This is a genomic window from Streptomyces sp. NPDC060027 (assembly GCF_042737005.1).
In the GTDB taxonomy this organism is placed as follows: Bacteria; Actinomycetota; Actinomycetes; order Streptomycetales; family Streptomycetaceae; genus Streptomyces.
The window spans coordinates 1-18,281 of the sequence record NZ_JBHWVI010000005.1; the positions used below are offsets into that span (position 1 = coordinate 1).

Below are 18,281 nucleotides of genomic sequence, written 5' to 3' on the forward strand. Positions count from 1 at the left end.
CGCGGGGGGTTACGTATTCGGGGGGGGGGGTTCGGGGGGGGGGGGGGGGGCGCCGTCGCCGTCCGGCCCCGGGGTGGGCCCCCGGTCGGGGCGGGGGCCGCGCCGGCGTCCGCCCGGACCGCGCCGCGCGGAGCTCCGCGCATCACCACTCCGACCGTCGAATACGTCCAGCACCCCTTGGGTCTCGACGCGCAACACCCCCGGCTGAGCTGGCCGATGGCCTCGGACAAGCCGGGGATGCGCCAGGCCGCCTACCAGGTCCGCGTCGCCACCAGCGCGTCGAGCCTGTCCCACCCGGACGTCTGGGACAGCGGAAAGGTGACGTCCGACCAGTCCGTCCTGGTCCCGTACGCGGGCCCCCGACTCGCCCCGCAGACGCGCTACTTCTGGTCCGTGCGGGTCTGGGACACCGACGGCGCGGCCTCCGGCTGGAGCGCGCCGTCCTGGTGGGAGACCGGTCTCATGGACTCGGCGCGATGGTCGGCGAGTTGGGTATCCGCTCCCCCGGTCCTCACGGACGCGCCCTCCCTCGAAGGCAGTTCCTGGATCTGGTTCCCCGAGGGAGACCCGGCGAGCAGCGCTCCGGCGGGCACCCGATGGTTCCGGCGAGTCGTCGATCTCCCCGCCGACGTGACGGCGGCGAAGGTGGCCATCAGCGCTGACAACGTTTTCTCACTCTCGGTGAACGGCGCCGAGGTGGCCCGCACCGACCTGGCGACGGACAACGAGGGCTGGCGCCGTCCCGCCGTCGTCGACGTCCTCGCCCGGCTGCGCCCGGGACGCAACGTCCTCACGGTGGCGGCGGCCAACGCGACCGCGGGACCCGCTGGTTGGGTCGCCGTTCTCACGCTGCGCACGCCGTCCGGCGAACAGCGGATCGTCACCGACGCCTCCTGGAAGGCGACGGACGCGCAGCCCGCGGCCGACTGGCGCGGGGACGACTTCGACGACAGCGGCTGGCCCGCGGCCAAGCCGGCCGCCGCGTGGGGATCGGGTCCCTGGGGAAGGGTCGTCCCGGCGTCGTTCGCCGCCAACCAGCTGCGGCACGAGTTCACACTGCCCCGCAAGAAGGTGGCCCGCGCACGCCTGTACGCCACGGCTCTCGGCCTGTACGAGGCCCACCTCAACGGCCGCCGGGTGGGCCGCGACCAGCTCGCCCCCGGCTGGACCGACTACCGCGAACGCGTCCAGTAGCCAGACGTACGACGTCACCTCCCTCCTGCGGCCCGGCGCCAACGCCATCGGCGCCTCCGTGGCGCCGGGCTGGTACGCGGGCAACGTCGGCATGTTCGGTCCCCACCAGTACGGTGAACGCCCGGCGCTGCTGGCTCAGTTGGAGGTCGAGTACGCCGACGGGACGAGCGAACGCGTCACCTCGGGCACGGACTGGCGGGCCGCGTCCGGGCCGATCGTCGCCGCGGATCTGCTGGGCGGCGAGACGTACGACGCGCGCATGGAGACCCCCGGCTGGACCTCACCCGGCTTCGACGACCGGACGTGGCTCGCGGTCCGCGCCGCGGGTGATGCCGCGCCCCCACAGATCGTCGCTCAGGTGGACGGCCCGGTGCGGGTGGCCGGTGAACGGGCGGCCGAGAAGGTGACCGAACCGACGCCGGGCGTCTTCGTGTTCGACCTGGGCCAGAACATGGTCGGCTCGGTGCGGCTGCGCGTCTCGGGCGACGCGGGGACGACCGTGCGGATGAGACACGCCGAGGTCCTCAACCCGGACGGCACGCTGTACACCGCGAATCTGCGCTCGGCCGCGGCGACGGACACGTACACCTTGAAGGGCGGCGGCGAGGAGACGTACGAGCCGCGCTTCACCTTCCACGGATTCCGCTACGTCGAGGTCACCGGGTTCCCCGGCACTCCCGCCGCGCGGGCCGTGACCGGGCGCGTCATGCATACGTCGGCGCCCTTCACCCTGGAGTTCGAGACCGACGTCCCGATGCTCAACCAGCTGCACAGCAACATCACCTGGGGGCAGCGCGGCAACTTCCTCTCCGTCCCGACGGACACACCCGCGCGCGACGAGCGACTTGGGTGGACCGGCGACATCAACGTCTTCGCGCCCACCGCCGCGTACACGATGGAGTCGGCCCGTTTCCTGTCCAAGTGGCTCGTGGACCTGCGCGACGGCCAGACCGCGGAGGGCGCGTTCACGGACGTGGCGCCCATGGTCGGGACGGTCGGCAACGGCGTCGCGGGCTGGGGCGACGCGGGTGTCACGGTCCCCTGGTCGCTGTACCAGGCCTACGGGGACCGGCAGGTGCTCGCCGACGCCTGGTCGTCCGTCCAGGCCTGGCTGACGTACCTGGAGCGCCACAGCGACGGCCTGCTCCGGCCGGCGGGCGGATACGGGGATTGGCTGAACGTCTCGGACGAGACACCCAAGGACGTCATCGCCACCGCCTACTTCGCGCACAGCGCCGATCTCGCGGCCCGGATGGCCGAGGAGCTCGGCAAGGACCCCGCGCCCTACGCCGGGCTGTTCGAGCGCGTCCGCGAGGCGTTCCGCGACGCCTATGTCGGCGCCGACGGGAAGGTGAAGGGCGACACCCAGACGGCGTACGTCCTGGCCCTCTCGATGGACCTGCTGCCGGACGCCCTGCGCACGGCGGCGGCCGGCCGTCTCGTCGATCTGATCCGTGCCAAGGACTGGCATCTGTCGACGGGCTTCCTCGGCACGCCCCGGCTGCTGCCCGTCCTCACGGACACCGGGCACACCGACGTCGCCTACCGGCTGCTCCTGCAGCGCTCCTTCCCGAGCTGGGGCTACCAGATCGACAAGGGCTCCACCACGATGTGGGAACGCTGGGACTCTATCCGGCCCGACGGCGGCTTCCAGACCCCCGACATGAACTCCTTCAACCACTACGCCTACGGCTCGGTGGGCGAGTGGTTGTACGCCAACATCGCCGGCATCTCGCCGGGCCGGCCCGGATACCGGGAGATCGTCGTCCGCCCCAGGCCCGGCGGCGACGTCACCTCGGCCCGCGCCACGTTCACCTCCGTGTACGGCCCGGTCTCCACGCGGTGGCAGCAGCGTTCCGACGCGTTCGTCCTCACCTGCGCCGTGCCCGCCAACACCACGGCCGTGGTGTGGATCCCCGCGAGCGGGCCGGACAAGGTGTCCCACAGCCACGCGACGTACCTGCGTACCGAGGACGGCTGCGCGGTGTACCGGGTCGGCTCCGGCAGCCACCGCTTCACCGCCTAGCCCTGGACCGGTTCCGAGGAGCGGTCCGGAGCGGACACGGTGGACGCCCGCCGGGGTACGGCGGGCGTCCGCACGACGGCTACGGCGTCGCGTCCGCGGTGACCGCGAGTTCCGCCGCGCTCTCGCGCTCGGTCCTGAACTGCGTCCGGTACAGCTCCGCGTAGCGCCCCTCGGCCGCCAGCAGGTCCTCGTGGGTGCCCCGCTCGACGATCCGGCCGGCCTCGACGACGAGGATCAGGTCGGCGGCCCGCACCGTCGACAGCCGGTGCGCGATCACGACGGCGGTGCGGCCCTCCAGTGCCTCGGCGAGCGCCTCCTGGACAGCCGCCTCCGAGGTGTTGTCGAGATGGGCGGTGGCCTCGTCCAGGATGACGACGCGCTGGCGGGCGAGCAGCAGGCGGGCGATGGTCATGCGCTGGCGCTCGCCGCCGGAGAGCCGGTAGCCGCGCTCGCCGACCACGGTGTCGAGGCCGTCGGGCAGGGACCGTACGAGAGCGTCGAGACGCGCGCGGCGCAGTACGTCCCACAGCTCGTCCTCGGTCGCGCCCGGGCGGGCGAGGAGCAGGTTCTCGCGGACCGATTCGTGGAAGAGGTGCCCGTCCTGCGTGACCATGCCGAGGGTCGCGCGCATCGACTCGGCGCTGAGTTCGCGGACGTCGATCCCGCCGACCCGCACGGTGCCCGCGTCGGTGTCGTACAGGCGCGGCAGCAGCTGCGCGATGGTCGACTTGCCGGCGCCGGAGGAGCCGACGAGGGCCACGGTCTGGCCGGGTTCGGCGCGGAAGGAGATGCCGTGCAGGACCTCGGCACCGCCCCGGGTGTCGAGGGCGGCGACCTCTTCCAGTGAGGCGAGGGAGACCTTGTCGGCGGAGGGGTAGGCGAAGCGGACGTCGTCGAACTCGACGGCGGCGGGCCCGTCCGGGACCGCGCGGGCGTCCGGCTTCTCCTCGATGAGCGGCTTCAGGTCGAGCACCTCGAAGACGCGCTCGAAGCTGACCAGGGCGCTCATCACCTCGACGCGCGCCCCGGCGAGCGAGGTGAGCGGCGCGTACAGGCGGGTGAGCAGCAACGCCAGCGAGACGACGGCACCCGGCTCCAGTGTGCCCTGGAGGGCGAACCAGCCGCCGAGCCCGTAGACGAGGGCCAGCGCCAGGGCCGACACCAGGGTCAGCGCGGTGATGAAGGCGGACTGCGCCATCGCCGTGCGTACCCCGATGTCCCGCACCCGCCGGGCGCGCGCCGCGAACTCGGCGGACTCCTCCCCGGGCCGCCCGAACAGCTTGACGAGGGTGGCGCCGGGCGCGGAGAACCGCTCGGTCATCCGGGTGCCCATGGCGGCGTTGAGGTCCGCGGCCTCGCGCTGGAGCCTGGCCATCCGGCTGCCCATCCGCCGGGCGGGGAGCACGAACACCGGCAGCAGCACCAGCGCGAGCAGGGTGATCTGCCAGGACAGGGTGAGCATCACGACCAGGGTGAGCAGCAGGGTGACGACATTGCTCACGACTCCGGACAGGGTGTTGCTGAAGGCGCGCTGGGCGCCGATGACGTCGTTGTTGAGTCGACTGACGAGCGCGCCCGTACGTGTACGTGTGAAGAACGCGACCGGCATGCGCTGCACATGATCGAAGACAGCTGTCCGCAGATCGAGGATGAGTCCCTCGCCGAGCGTGGACGAGAGCCAGCGTCCCAGAATTCCGAGCGCCGCCTCGGCGAACGCAATGACGGCGATGAGCACGGCAAGACGGATGACGGTGCTCTCGTCGCCGTGTTTCACGATGGCGTCCACGACGTGCCCCGCGAGCACCGGCGTCGCGACGGCCAGCAGCGCGGTCACCACGCTCAGGAGGACGAACTGAACGATTCGGCGGCGGTGCGGGCGGGCGAAGGCGGCGATGCGGCGCAGCGTCGCGCGGTCGAAGGGACGACGCTCCTGTTGGGCGTTCATGACACTGTGCAACTGTGTCCAGGCTGTGGTCTCCATGCTCATAGGAGTGACAGTAGGACCTCAAGCTTTGTTGAGGTCAATGGTTCGAGGCGGTGGCATGCGCGCGGGCGGCACCCCGTCGGCGCCGCGCGCCCGACGACCGCCCCTCCCGCACCTTGCCCGGCGTGTCAGCCGCCGTCTCCGCGCCCGCAATCTCACGTTGGTCCGGTGTGGAAAACCTCTCCCGATGTGACAGTCACACGACTCCCCCGGGCCCTGCCCAGGCTCCCCCGGCGCCTCACCCTTCGGCCCGCCGTCCGGCCGGTCCTGTGTCTCCTCCCGCTCGCCCTGGTCGTGGTGGTGGCCGTGCGCCACCGCTCGGTACTCATCGAGGGCTTCGGGCATCTGGAGTCCGCCGAGTGGCCCTGGCTGGTGGCCGCGGTCGTCGCGACCTGCCTGACCTGGGTCGCCGCGGCCGTGACCCGCCAGGGCGCGGTCATGGAACGGCTGCCGGCGCGCCGGCTGCTCGCCACGCAGTTCGCCGCGGGCGCGGCCAACCATCTGCTGCCCACGGGTCTCGGCGCGGGTGCGGTCAATCTGCGGTTCATGACGGTGTGCGGGGTGCCGCTCGCCCGCTCGTCGGCCGCGCTCGCGCTGTATCTGCTCGCCGAGTCGGTCGCCCGGCTGAGCCTGCTCCTCGGTCTGCTGATCGCGTTCCCCGGAGCGCTGCGGCTCGGTGGACTGCTTCCGGACGGGGCCGTCGGCCCGCTGCTGCTCGGCATCGGGGTGGCCCTGTGCGCCGCGGTGGCGGCACTCGCTCTCGTACGGCGGCTGCGCGTGGCCGTCTTCTCCTTCCTGCGCACCGCGATCGGCGAGGCCCGCTCGGTGCACACCCGTCCGTCCCGGGCGTTCGCCCTGTGGGGTGGCTCGCTGGCCTTCCCCCTGCTCCAGGCGGCCGGACTGGCCGCGGTGGGGCGGGCGCTGGGCCTCGCGGTGTCGCCCGCGCACATGGTGATCGCCTATCTGGCGGCGACGGTGGCGGTCGCGATGGTGCCGACGCCCGGCGGACTCGGTTCGGTGGAGGCCGCGCTGATCGTGGCGCTGGTCGCGGCGGGCGGCCCGGTGGCCGTGGCGACGGCGGTGGTGCTGGCGTACCGGATCATCACGGTGTGGCTGCCGCTCCTGCCGGGGGCGCTGACGCTCGGTGCGCTGGTCCGCTGGAAGGTGATCTGAGCCGGGTCCGCCCGCTCCGGGTCGTGCGTTCCTTCGCGTGCTGTGATACCGAGGAGTAACCACGGCGTGCGGTGAGGCGCGTCGGCCGGAGAAGGGGACAGCACGATGCCGGTCCGGATCGAACGTCAGGGTCACGTCACCACCGTCGTCCTCTCCCGGCCCGCGGCCCGGAACGCGGTGGACGGCCCGACCGCCGCCGAACTCGCCGACGCCTTCCGGAAGTTCGAGGCGGACGAGACGGCGCGTGTCGCCGTGCTCTGGGGCGAGGGCGGCACGTTCTGCGCGGGCGCCGACCTCAAGGCCATCGGCACCGAGCGCGGCAACCAGGTCACCGAGGACGGCGACGGCCCGATGGGCCCCACCCGGCTGCGGCTGACCAAGCCGGTGATCGCGGCGGTCGCGGGGCATGCCGTGGCCGGTGGTCTGGAGCTGGCGCTCTGGTGCGATCTGCGCGTCGCCGAGGAGGACGCCGTCTTCGGGGTGTTCTGCCGCCGCTGGGGTGTCCCGCTCATCGACGGGGGCACGGTACGGCTCCCCCGGCTCATCGGCACGAGCCGGGCGATGGACATGATCCTCACCGGTCGGCCGGTCGCCGCCGCGGAGGCGTACGAGATGGGGCTCGCCAACCGTCTCGTGCCGGTCGGCCGGGCCCGCGCCGAGGCGGAGCGGCTCGCCGCCGAGATCGCCGACTTCCCGCAGTCCTGTCTGCGCGGCGACCGCGCCTCGGTTCTCGACCAGGAGGGACTGGTCGAGAAGGAGGCCATGCGCACCGAACTCCGGTACGGCATGGACGTGCTGGACGAGAGCATGGAGGGCGTCGCCCGCTTCGCCTCCGGTGCCGGGCGGCACGGTTCGTTCGGCGGGCTGTGACACCCGCGAACCCTGCGCCGCGGGGGCCGGCGGCCGCCCCGTCCGTCAAGGGCGGCTCCCCGCAGGCGTGGTGACGGAAGGGCAGGCGGATACGGCAGGATGAGCGGTCTCCCCGGACGGCGACGAACACGCGTCCGGGCGTGATCGCGCGTTCCCGGATTCGAGCAGGTGGCAAGTGACGACACAGCACATTCGGCCCGCGGGCCCACACCCCGGCCCTGGTCTCCGAGGAGGTCATCGATGAAGCGCTCCGTCACCGTGGACGACCTGATGATCGCCGGTATAGCCCTGGCAGCCGGGCTGCTGGCGGCGTTCCTGCTGCGGATGCTGCTGCGCTGGCTGAGCAAGCATGCGGAGCGCACCCGCTGGAGCGGCGACGACGTGATCGTGGCCGCGCTGCGCACCCTGGTGCCGTGGGCGGCCATCACGGCCGGCATGGCGTCGGCGGCCGCGGTGCTGCCGCTGACCGCGCCGGTCGGGCGTACCGTCAACCGGTCGCTGACCGTCCTGCTCATCCTCGTCACGACGATCACCGCCGCCCGGCTGATCACCGGCCTGGTCCAGTCGGTGACCCAGTCCCGCTCGGGCGTCGCCGGTTCGGCCACCATCTTCGTCAACATCACCCGGGTCGTGGTGATGGCGATCGGCTTCCTGATCGTCCTGCAGACGCTGGGGATCTCGATAGCGCCCCTGCTGACGGCCCTGGGTGTGGGTGGTCTGGCCGTCGCCCTCGCCCTCCAGGACACCCTCGCCAACCTCTTCGCGGGCGTGCACATCCTCGCGTCGAAGACGATCCAGCCGGGCGACTACATCCGGCTGAGCAGCGGTGAGGAGGGGTACGTCGTCGACATCAACTGGCGCAACACCACGGTCCGTCAGCTCTCCAACAACCTGGTCATCATCCCCAACGCCCAGCTGTCGGGCACCAACATGACCAACTTCACCCGGCCCGAGCAGCAGATGACGCTCCTCGTGCAGGTCGGCGTCGGCTACGACAGCGACCTGGACCATGTCGAGCGGGTCACCAACGAGATCGTCGCCGAGGTGATGACCGAGATCACCGGCGCCATCCCGGACCACGAACCCGCCGTCCGTTTCCACACGTTCGGCGACTCCCGCATCGGCCTCACCGTGATCCTCGGCGTGGGCGAGTTCAGCGACCAGTACCGGATCAAGCACGAGTTCATCAAGCGCCTGCACCGGCGCTACCGGGACGAGGGCATCCGGATTCCGTCGCCCGCCCGGACGGTCGCGCTGCAACCCGGCGGTGTGGGGCTCCTGGAGTCCGCCATCCCGCATCAGCGCGAGGCCACCAAGCAGACCTGAGAACGGGCCGAGGGGCCGGGCGGAACACTTCCGCCCGGCCCCTCGCCGTTCGACGGGCCCGTCAGAGCGTGGCGGACGAGTCCGGGTAGTGGCCGGGCTCGCGGTGGCGGGGCGCGACCAGGCTCGACACGACCGGGGTGACCGTCCAGTCGGGGTGGTTCGGCATACGCGGTGTCTTCGTCCCGTACAGCCAGTCGTTCAGGAAGCCGGACTGGTCCTGTCCGGAGATCTCCGAGGCGACCGCGATGTAGTCCGCGGTGGTCGCCGCTGAGTTGCGGTACCGCTCCAGGAAGGTGCGCTCGATGCGGTTGAAGACGTCCTCGCCGACGGCCTCGCGCAGCGCGTAGAGGACCAGGACACCGCCCACGTAGCGCTGGTTGTCGAAGAGGTTGACGGCGTTCGGCGCGGCGACGGGCCCGGAGTCCCTGCGCCACTGGTCGCCCTTGGCGTACGTGTCCTTCATCCGGGCTTCGAGGGTGGTCAGACCGAGCGAGTCGGCCCAGCCGCGCTCGTAGCGGTAGAGCAGCCCGTAGAAGTCCGCGTGGCCTTCGTTCAGCCACAGATCGGCCCAGTTGGCCGGGCTGACGCTGTTGCCGAACCAGGAGTGGACCAGCTCGTGCATCATGTGCGAGCCGATCTTCTTCTCCTCCTGGAGCAGGAAGTTCGGCTTGTAGAGCGTCAGGGTCTGGGTCTCCAGGCCCGTGAAGTCGAAGGCGTTCGCGGCGTCGGAGTTGCAGGGCAGTAGCCCGTACGTCTCGAACGGGTAGGCGCCGAGCCGCTGCTCCAGCCAGTCGAGAAGGCCGGGGGTGAGCGCGAGCGCCGGCTCCAGCGCGGCGGCGCGCGCCGTCGGGACGACGTCCCGCAGCCCCAGCCCGTGCGGTCCCTGCCGCTCCTTGACGACGTAGTCGCCGACCGTGATCTGCACCAGCTCGGTGGCTATCGGCGAGGCCGAACGGTAGGTGTACGCCGTCCGGTCGCCGGCCAGGTGCTCCGTGCGGACCAGCGTGCCGCTCGCGACACCGCGCAGGGTGCTCGGCACGGTGATGCGGAAGCTGAAGTCCGCCTTGTCCGTCGGGTGGTCGTTGCACGGGAAGACGGTGTGCGCCGCGTTCGGCTGGGGGCACACCGCGAATCCGTCGACGGTGGGGACCCAGGCGGTGTACGCGAGTGTCCTGGCCGGGTCGGCGCCGTACTCGACGCTGACCGCGACGGCGCAGGACTCCGGCAGGGTCCGGGCCGGGGTGACGCGCAGCTTCTCGCCCACCTGCTCGAAGGTGGCGGTCGCACCGCCGACCCGCACCGAACGCACGTCCAGGCCGAGCGCGTCGAGCGAGAAGCGGGAGAGGTTCTGGGTCGCCTTGATCATCAAGGTCGCCTTGGCGTCGACCAGACGGGTCGTGGCGTCGTACGAGAAGTCGAGGTGGTACGCCTCGACGCGGTAGCCGGCGTTGCCGAGGGCCGGGAAGACGGAGTCGCCGAGGGTCTCCGCCCCCGGGGTGCCCTCAGGCCTTAAAGCCTGGGGGCGCGCCGAGGCCGCGGGTCCGGCGGCGAGCACGGCGGCCGTGCCGATCAGCGCGGCCGCGGGGGCCGTCACTCTGGTGCGATATCTCATGGTTCGCTTTCGTTCGGGCGGCGGGGAGCCTGGAGGCCCGTCGCCGGATCCAGTGGTTGATCACGTGAGGTGATCACCTTCCTTTACGCATGAGCGGGGCGCCCGGTTGCCTCCGGCGCAGCATTTCCGCATTCACTCGGGTACGCCTGTTCACATCCGGCCCGACCCGGCCCGCCGCGAAGGGCGGTTTTCCGACGCGCTCGCCCGGCCCGGGACGGACCCCTGTCGAGCCGGGGTCGCTCACGAGATATCTTGATGTCGAGCAATGTTGCAGACGTGGAGCGGAGCACCCGGTGACTGACTCGACCATCATTTACACGCACACTGACGAGGCCCCGGCCCTGGCGACGTATTCGTTCCTGCCGGTGGTCCAGGCGTACGCCTCGCAGGCGGGTGTCACTGTGGAGACCCGTGACATCTCGCTGGCCGGGCGCATCATCGCCCTGTTCCCGGAGTTCCTCCGGGAGGACCAGCGCATCGAGGACGCCCTGTCCGAGCTCGGTGAGCTGGCCAAGACGCCCGAGGCGAACATCATCAAGCTGCCGAACATCTCGGCCTCGATCCCCCAGCTGAAGGCGGCGCTGGCCGAGTTGCAGGCGCAGGGCTACGCGCTGCCGGACTACCCGGACGACCCGAAGTCGGACGAGGAGCGCGACATCCGCGCCCGTTACGACAAGGTCAAGGGCAGCGCCGTGAACCCGGTGCTGCGCGAGGGCAACTCCGACCGCCGCGCCCCCGCGTCGGTCAAGAACTACGCCAAGACCCACCCGCACCGCATGGGCGCCTGGTCGTCGGACTCGAAGACGAACGTCGCCACCATGGGCATCGACGACTTCCGCTCCACCGAGAAGTCGGCCGTGGTCTCCGAGGCCGGCGCGCTGAAGATCGAGCTGGTCGGCGACGACGGCTCCACCACCGTGCTGCGCGAGTCCGTACCGGTCAAGGCGGGCGAGGTCGTGGACGCGTCCGTCATGCACGTCGCGCCGCTGCGCGAGTTCCTCACCGAGCAGATCGCCCGGGCCAAGGCCGAGGACGTGCTGTTCTCGGTGCACCTCAAGGCCACGATGATGAAGGTCTCCGACCCGATCGTCTTCGGTCACGTCGTGCGCGCCTTCTTCCCGAAGACCTTCGCGAAGTACGGCGAGACGCTCGCCGCCGCCGGTCTCTCCCCGAACGACGGTCTCGGCGGCATCTACAAGGGCCTGGAGGCCCTGCCGGAGGGTGCCGAGATCAAGGCGTCCTTCGACGCCGAGCTCGCCGAGGGCCCGGCCCTCGCGATGGTCGACTCCGACAAGGGCATCACCAACCTGCACGTGCCGTCCGACGTCATCGTCGACGCCTCGATGCCGGCCATGATCCGCACCTCCGGCCACATGTGGGGCCCGGACGGCCAGGAGGCCGACACCCTCGCCGTCCTGCCGGACAGCAGCTACTCCGGTGTCTACCAGGTCGTCATCGACGACTGCCGCGCCAACGGCGCCTTCGACCCGTCGACCATGGGCACCGTCCCGAACGTCGGTCTGATGGCGCAGAAGGCCGAGGAGTACGGCAGCCACGACAAGACCTTCGAGATCCCGGTCACCGGCACGGTCCGCCTGGTCGACCAGGCCGGCAACGTCGTCCTGGAGCAGACCGTCTCCGCGGGCGACATCTTCCGCGCCTGCCAGACCAAGGACGCCCCGATCCGCGACTGGGTCAAGCTGGCCGTCACCCGCGCCCGCGCCACCGGCGACCCGGCCGTGTTCTGGCTGGACGAGGACCGCGCGCACGACGCCGTGCTCATCGAGAAGGTCAAGCAGTACCTTCCGGAGCACGACACCGAGGGCCTGGACATCCGTGTCCTGTCCCCGGTCGAGGCGACCAAGCTGTCCGTGGAGCGCATCCGCCGCGGCGAGAACACGATCTCGGTCACCGGCAACGTGCTGCGCGACTACCTCACCGACCTGTTCCCGATCCTGGAGCTGGGCACCAGCGCCAAGATGCTGTCGGTCGTCCCGCTGATGGCGGGCGGCGGCCTCTTCGAGACGGGCGCCGGCGGCTCCGCGCCGAAGCACGTGCAGCAGCTCGTCAAGGAGAACTACCTGCGCTGGGACAGCCTCGGTGAGTTCCTCGCGCTGGCCTCCAGCTTCGAGCACCTCGCGACCACCACGGGCAACGCGCGCGCCCAGGTGCTCGCCGACACCCTCGACCGCGCGACGGCGACCTTCCTCGACGAGGACAAGTCGCCGACCCGTCGCGTGGGCGGCATCGACAACCGCGGCAGCCACTTCTTCCTCTCCCTGTACTGGGCCAAGGAGCTGGCGCAGCAGACCGACGACGCGGACCTCGCCAAGGCGTTCGCCCAGCTCGCCGAGGTGCTGACCGCGCAGGAGCAGACGATCGTGGACGAGCTGATCGCGGTCCAGGGCGACGCGGCCGACATCGGCGGCTACTACCAGCCCGACCCGGCCAAGGCCGCCTCCGTGATGCGCCCGTCGGCCACCTGGAACGAGGCGCTGGCGATCCTCGCCTGACCCGAGCATCACCTCGCGGACACCCTCCGCGCACGCAGCCCCGGCCGGATCCCTCCGGCCGGGGCGGCTGTCGTCGTGCCGGGGGCGCACGCCCGGGCGTGACGGAGTGACTTCCTCCATGCAAGTGCGTCAGCCACATGTCTCGGAGCAACAGAACTGGATGACAAGGGAGTTGGAGAACGGGCACACTTGCGTGGAGCAATACGCCACCACGTCTGGTGTGAGGAGGGGCCATGACCCCAGCCGGTGGGCCGACCGTCCGGCGCCGCCAGCTCGGATCCGAGCTGCGTCGGCTGCGTGAGCACGCGGGCAAGAAGATCGAGGACGCCGCGGCCCATCTGGAGTGCTCGATGTCCAAGATCAGCCGGGTGGAGACCGGCCAGGCCCCCATCAAGGCACGCGACGTCCGGGACCTGCTCGAGTGGTACGGCGTCACGGACCCGGTGCAGACCGAGACCGTCATGCAGATCCACAAGGACGCCCAGCAGCAGGGATGGTGGGCGCACTACGGAGAGGTACTGCCGTCGGGCATGGCGACCTACGCCGGCCTGGAGTCCGACGCCCGCGCCCTGCGTTCGTACGAACCGACCTTCGTGCACGGCCTGCTGCAGACCGAGGAGTACGCGCGCGCGGTGATCGCCGCTGCCCGGCCCAACGAACCGTACGAGGTCGACCAGTTGGTGAGCTTCCGCAAGGAGCGCCAGTCGCTGCTCACCCGGGAGCCCGAACCGCTGGAGCTGTGGGTGGTGCTGGAGGAGAGCGCGCTGCGGCGACCGGTCGGCGGGAAGGACGTCATGGCGGCCCAGCTCGCCCATCTGGCCGAGGCGACGGCATTGCCGAACGTGACGATCCAGATCATGCCGACCGCCAAGGGCGCGCACGCGGCACTGGCCGGGATGTTCTCCCTCCTGGAGTTCGAGCCCCGTACGCCCACCGTCGTCTACGTCAACTCCATCGCAGGAAACGTGTACCTGGAGAAGGAGCGCGACGTCCGGACGTTCGTCCAGACCTTCGACCTGGTGCGCGCGGCGGCTCCCGATCCGCAGGAGACACCCGCGGCACTGGAGACGATCTCAAGGGAGATGTACGGCACATGAGCAGGCACGACGGGCGGTCCGCCCGGCACGTCGACCTGAGAGACGCCCACTGGCGCAAGAGCCGCCGCAGCTCCGGCAACGGAGCGTGCGTCGAGGTCGCCTTCGTCGAGGGCGTCGTCGCCGTCCGGGACTCCAAGGAGACCGGCGGCCCGGCCCTCGTCTTCTCGGCGGCCGGCTGGACCGCGTTCCTCGACGGGGCGTGCCCCGGCTGTCGCGGCCGGCCCTGACCGTCCGTCGACACAGGACCGTCGGCGGGCCGGGGCGGTGAGCGAACAACCGGATCAGTTGCCGCACGTACGAATGGAGTACGACGCGCGGCCGGCCCCTCGGCGCGTCGGGCTGCCCGTGTACGACGTTCACCATCTCGCGCCCGTCGCGTCCGGCGCCTTCTACACCGCGAGCACCTTCTGGGCCGCGACAGGGGTCGCGGTCGCCGTCCTGACGGGCGGCGGCGCGATCTGGGCCGCCCTGCGCGCCTCCCATCCGAGGCGGCGCCTGACCTACTCGACGGGCCACGACCCGCTGGTCGATCCGCTCGTCGGCGGCCGGCTGGAGATCCGGCGCGACGGCACCCTGCTCACCGATCCCCATCTGGTGCGGCTCGTGCTCACCAACCCCGGCCGCCGCGACATCCCCAGCGGCGCCTTCGACCAGGGACAGCCGTTCCGCGTCGACCTCGCCGTGCCCTACGCGGAGATGGTCGGCACGGAGTCCGAGCCGAGCGCGGCGCAGCCCCCGCCGGCCTCGGTGGACGGCTCCCGGCTGAGCATCGGACCGGGGCGGATCGGCTGCGGCACGACCATCACGTATCTGCTCCTCGTCGACACCGTCCCCACCTACCGCTGCACCCACTCGCTGCTCGACGTCAGGGTCACGGAATTACCCGCCCCGCCGGTGCGGCGCGCCCCGCGGGCGGTGCCGCTCGTGCGGCCGTGAGAGCTGGAGGCCGGGCCGTCCGGCTCCGTCGCCCCCGCGCGTCACCGTGACTTCGTTTCGGCGCGTCACGGTGATGGTGCGGGCCACCTGGAGGAGCACCGGTGGCGGGCCTGAACGCCCGTTCATAGCTTCGGCCCATGACCAAACAACAGATGGCCTACCTCGCGTGCACCGCGGTGGTCCTGGCCTCAGGGCTGGGCGCAGCCCCTTCGGCCGACCACCGTTCGGTGCACGTGGTGCGCGCCGGAGAATCCATCCAGAAGGCCGTGGACTCGGCGAAGCGGGGCGACACCGTCCTCGTCCGTCCCGGCACGTATCGCGAGAGCGTCCGCATCACGGTGTCGGACCTGACGCTGCGGGGCACCGACGCCCGTTCCACCGTCATCGTGCCGGGTAATGCCACCGCCGACGCGTGTGCCAAGGCGGGCAACGGCATTTGTGTGACGGGCACGGACAGCCGTCCCGTCCGGGGCGTCACCGTGGCCTCACTGACCCTCAGGGGCTTCGCCAAGCAGGGCCTGTGGGCGTCGAGGACCGACCGGCTGACGGTCCGCGGGGTGACCTCCGAGAAGAACGGCCAATGGGGTCTCGCCCAGGAGAGGTCCGTCCGCGGAAAGTTCGTCCACAACATCGCGAGGAACAACGGCGACGCCGGACTCTTCATCTCCAACACGGTCGACACCGAGGAGGGAGCCCGCGACACCAAGGGAACGCTGGCCGCGTACAACCAGCTGAGCGGCAACCGGATCGGCGTCACGATCCGGCGGCTGCGGAACCTGACCGTCGCGCACAACGAGGCCACCGGCAACTGCGCCGCGGTCTTCGTCGTGGGTGACGAGAACAAGCCACGTATCGGCGGGATCAGCGTGCGCCGCAACTACATCCACGCCAACAACAAGTCCTGCCCCAAGACCCCGCGGCTGCCCGCCCTCCAGGGTTCGGGGATCGTCCTCACCGGCGCCGAGGACACGCACGTGACCCGGAACCGGGTCGAGGACAACGTGGGCACGTCCCCGCTGTCGGGCGGCATCGTGCTGTTCAAGAGCTTCGTGGGCGCGCTCAGCGAGAACAACGAGGTGCGCGACAACGTGGTCCTGCGCAACGGCCCGTCGGATCTTGCCAACCGCGACACCGGCAAGAACAACAAGTTCCGGGGCAACACCTGCGCGGTCTCCGAACCCGCCGGTATGTGCTGACGTCCCGGCCCGTCCACAGGACCGGGTCTGCACTCGCGTACAGCCCGGTCCTGCCTCCGTACCGCCCGGTCCGCCCGCGTTCGGACCGGTCCGGTCTCCCGTACAGCACGAGATCAGAAGCGAGGCATTGCATGACGACTGTTGATCAGACTCCCCCGGCGCCCATGCGGCTGAGGGAACTCGTCTTCGGCGCGGCCTGCGCCGCCGCCGTACGCGCCGCGGCCCGCCTGGGTGTGGCGGACGCCCTGGACGACACGCCCATGAGCGCCGAGGACCTGGCGGCGGCGGTGAAGACGCAGCCGAAGACCCTGCGCCGGCTGCTGCGCGCCCTGTCCTGCCAGGGCGTCTTCGTGGAGCGCCCCGACGGCACGTTCGAGCACACGGAGATGTCCCGGCTCCTGCGCGAGGACGACCCGCACAGCCTGCGCTACATCGCGCTGTGGTGCACCGAGCCGTGGACGTGGAACGTCTGGCCGCAGCTCGACGAGGCGGTGCGCTCCGGCCGCAACGTCTTCGAGGACGTGTACGACAAGGAGTTCTTCGAGTACCTCAACGAAGACGCCCCCGAGTCCGCGCACGTCTTCAACCGGGCCATGACGACGTCCAGTTCGCAGTCGGCCCAGGACGTCGCGAACCTGCTCGACCTGCGGGGTGTGAAGGCGGTCGCCGACATCGGAGGTGGTCAGGGACACGTCGTGGCCAGCCTGCTGGAGAAGCACCCCGGCATGCACGGCACCCTGCTCGACCTGCCGGGCGTGGTGGAGAACGCCGATCCTCGCCTGCGGAGCGGCGGGGCGCTGGCCGACCGGGTGCGGATCGTGGCCGGAGACTGCCGTGAGGACATCCCGGTCCAGGCGGACGTGTACATCATCAAGAACATCCTGGAGTGGGACGACGAGAGCACCCGCCGGGCGCTCGCGAACATCCGCAAGGCCGCGCGGCCCGGTGCCCGCGTCGTCGTCATCGAGAACCTCGTGGACGACACCCCGTCGATGCGCTTCACGACGGCCATGGACCTGCTGCTGCTCCTCAACGTCGGCGGTGCCAAGCACACCCGGCAGAGCATGGTCGACCGGCTCACGGACGCGGGCCTGGTCATCGGCGAGATCCGCCCGGTGAACGCCTATCTGCACGCCTTCGAGTGCACCGTCCCCGGCTGATCCGTCCGCGACGCCGAGGAAAACCCGAGGCCGCCGGTTCCGCTTCTTCGCGGAGCCGGCGGCCTCGGGTTGTGTCACGGTGCTCGCTCAGGAGGCGGAGTCCCGCTCCCAGCGGTAGAAGCAGTGCGCCATGGCGTCCTTGGGACTCCTCCAGGTCTGCGGGTCGTACGCGCTGACGTACGCCGACAACTCCTCGCTGACACTGCGGAACTCGGGGTGCCCGACCACCTTCGCGATGGCGGGTGCCGGGTCCCGGTCGGATTCGATGAGGTGCAGATACACATCACCGAACTGGAAGAGGCTGCGCCGGTTGACTCCGATGAGGTGCGGGAGTTCACCCCGGTCGGAGGCGGCGAATACGTCGGAGATCGCCGGCGCCGAGTCGGGCGCCATGCGGGCGACGATCAGGGCGTGATGCATCGGGTTTCCTTCCTGTGCCGGGGTCAACGGGGCATGGCGGCCGGGCTGCGGCGCTCCCGGGCGGCCTGCTCGATCCGGTCCCGGATGAGCGCCATCTGCGTGACGGAGTTGCGGTTGATGTTGTCCGTCATCCACGCGTCGTCGACCGGGGCCTCGGGCTTCATCGCGAAGTCCTGCACCCAGCGCATGTGGGTGCCGGCCGGGGTCTCCTCGTACTCCCACCGGATGTTCATGTGCGCGAACGGTCCCGTCTCGACGCGGCGGGCCCGGACGGTCCGCCTCGCCCGGTCCACGGTTCGCTGCGAGACCCAGCTCCACACCTTCCCGTTGTCGTCCGGGTGCATGGTGAGGCGGAAGGTGGTCGTGTCGCCGTCCCGGGAGAGGACTTCGAGGGACGCGTACTCGCTGAAGAGCTGTGGCCAGTTCTCGATGTCGTTCGTGATGTCCCAGACGAGGTCGAGAGGAGCGTCGATCGTGATGCTGTTGTCGGTGTGTCCGGACACTTCAGGCTCCAGCCTTGAGGTTGTCGTTGACGAGATCGAGGAACTCGCGGGGGGTCTTGCAGCGCTCCGTGTCGGGGGGCAGGGGCCGGCTGTACCGGTTCTCCAGCTCGCCGACGATGCCGAGCAGCCCGAGCGAGTCGAGTCCGAGGCTCCCGAACGGCGCGTCGGACGCCTGCGCGAGCTCCTTGGGGTCGACGGTGATCCCGGCCGCCTTCTTCATGAGGGCGGCCAGTTCGTCGAAGGTCACTTCGGTGGTGATCATGCGGGTGTT

The 18,281-nt window shown here is 70.9% G+C and carries 14 protein-coding genes and 1 pseudogene; 10 read left to right on the forward strand and 5 right to left on the reverse strand.

The genetic code is table 11. From position 1 onward, the window contains the following. Positions 1–15: 15 nt before the first annotated feature. A pseudogene (locus ACFWBT_RS02330) lies at positions 16–3,220 on the forward strand (alpha-L-rhamnosidase). A gap of 79 nt (positions 3,221–3,299) precedes the next feature. Here ACFWBT_RS02330 and ACFWBT_RS02335 read toward each other — a convergent pair. Then, positions 3,300–5,201, reverse strand: coding sequence for an ABC transporter ATP-binding protein (locus tag ACFWBT_RS02335; protein WP_385694994.1), 1,902 nt, complete (start codon positions 5,199–5,201; stop codon positions 3,300–3,302). Positions 5,202–5,420: 219 nt separating this feature from the next. On the opposite strand from ACFWBT_RS02335, the gene ACFWBT_RS02340 reads away from it, so the two are divergent. The 3 genes from ACFWBT_RS02340 (at position 5,421) to ACFWBT_RS02350 (ending at position 8,573) form a co-directional block, all read left to right on the forward strand. After that, positions 5,421–6,377, forward strand: coding sequence for a YbhN family protein (locus tag ACFWBT_RS02340; protein WP_385694997.1), 957 nt, complete (start codon positions 5,421–5,423; stop codon positions 6,375–6,377). Between the two features lie 105 nt (positions 6,378–6,482). Further along, the gene (locus ACFWBT_RS02345) at positions 6,483–7,247 is read left to right on the forward strand and encodes a crotonase/enoyl-CoA hydratase family protein (RefSeq protein ID WP_385694794.1); all 765 of its coding nucleotides are present in this window, start codon (positions 6,483–6,485) and stop codon (positions 7,245–7,247) included. A 240-nt stretch (positions 7,248–7,487) separates the two neighbouring features. After that, positions 7,488–8,573, forward strand: a complete 1,086-nt coding sequence (locus ACFWBT_RS02350; RefSeq protein ID WP_385694797.1) for a mechanosensitive ion channel family protein — start codon at positions 7,488–7,490, stop codon at positions 8,571–8,573. 61 nt (positions 8,574–8,634) lie between these two features. Here the strand turns inward: ACFWBT_RS02350 and ACFWBT_RS02355 are convergent, their stop codons facing one another. After that, positions 8,635–10,185 (reverse strand): M1 family metallopeptidase, encoded by a 1,551-nt coding sequence (locus ACFWBT_RS02355; protein ID WP_385694800.1) that lies wholly within the window; start codon positions 10,183–10,185, stop codon positions 8,635–8,637. A 293-nt stretch (positions 10,186–10,478) separates the two neighbouring features. Here ACFWBT_RS02355 and ACFWBT_RS02360 point away from each other — a divergent pair, with 293 nt between their 5' ends. The 6 genes from ACFWBT_RS02360 (at position 10,479) to ACFWBT_RS02385 (ending at position 17,087) form a co-directional block, all read left to right on the forward strand. Continuing rightward, on the forward strand, positions 10,479–12,698 hold the full coding sequence (locus tag ACFWBT_RS02360; protein WP_385694802.1) for an NADP-dependent isocitrate dehydrogenase: 2,220 nt from the start codon (positions 10,479–10,481) through the stop codon (positions 12,696–12,698). Between the two features lie 233 nt (positions 12,699–12,931). Further along, positions 12,932–13,795 (forward strand): helix-turn-helix domain-containing protein, encoded by an 864-nt coding sequence (locus ACFWBT_RS02365; RefSeq protein ID WP_385694805.1) that lies wholly within the window; start codon positions 12,932–12,934, stop codon positions 13,793–13,795. Then, positions 13,792–14,022: a DUF397 domain-containing protein gene (locus ACFWBT_RS02370; protein WP_385694807.1), complete on the forward strand. Its 231-nt coding sequence runs from the start codon at positions 13,792–13,794 to the stop codon at positions 14,020–14,022. The genes ACFWBT_RS02365 and ACFWBT_RS02370 overlap by 4 nt, the downstream gene beginning before the upstream one ends. Positions 14,023–14,080: 58 nt before the next feature. Beyond that, positions 14,081–14,731, forward strand: coding sequence for a hypothetical protein (locus ACFWBT_RS02375; protein WP_385694809.1), 651 nt, complete (start codon positions 14,081–14,083; stop codon positions 14,729–14,731). Positions 14,732–14,868: 137 nt separating this feature from the next. Further along, on the forward strand, positions 14,869–15,927 hold the full coding sequence (locus ACFWBT_RS02380; RefSeq protein WP_385694812.1) for a nitrous oxide reductase family maturation protein NosD: 1,059 nt from the start codon (positions 14,869–14,871) through the stop codon (positions 15,925–15,927). Between the two features lie 131 nt (positions 15,928–16,058). Continuing rightward, positions 16,059–17,087 (forward strand): methyltransferase, encoded by a 1,029-nt coding sequence (locus tag ACFWBT_RS02385; RefSeq protein ID WP_385694815.1) that lies wholly within the window; start codon positions 16,059–16,061, stop codon positions 17,085–17,087. 87 nt (positions 17,088–17,174) lie between these two features. Here the strand turns inward: ACFWBT_RS02385 and ACFWBT_RS02390 are convergent, their stop codons facing one another. Genes ACFWBT_RS02390 through ACFWBT_RS02400 form a run of 3 tightly spaced genes read right to left on the reverse strand, consistent with a single transcriptional unit; the run spans position 17,175 to position 18,272 of the window. After that, positions 17,175–17,507, reverse strand: a complete 333-nt coding sequence (locus ACFWBT_RS02390; protein WP_266764159.1) for a TcmI family type II polyketide cyclase — start codon at positions 17,505–17,507, stop codon at positions 17,175–17,177. Between the two features lie 23 nt (positions 17,508–17,530). Next, positions 17,531–18,010, reverse strand: coding sequence for an SRPBCC family protein (locus ACFWBT_RS02395; RefSeq protein WP_385694816.1), 480 nt, complete (start codon positions 18,008–18,010; stop codon positions 17,531–17,533). Position 18,011: 1 nt separating this feature from the next. Next, positions 18,012–18,272: a phosphopantetheine-binding protein gene (locus ACFWBT_RS02400; protein WP_385694819.1), complete on the reverse strand. Its 261-nt coding sequence runs from the start codon at positions 18,270–18,272 to the stop codon at positions 18,012–18,014. Between the last annotated feature and the right edge of the window lie 9 nt (positions 18,273–18,281).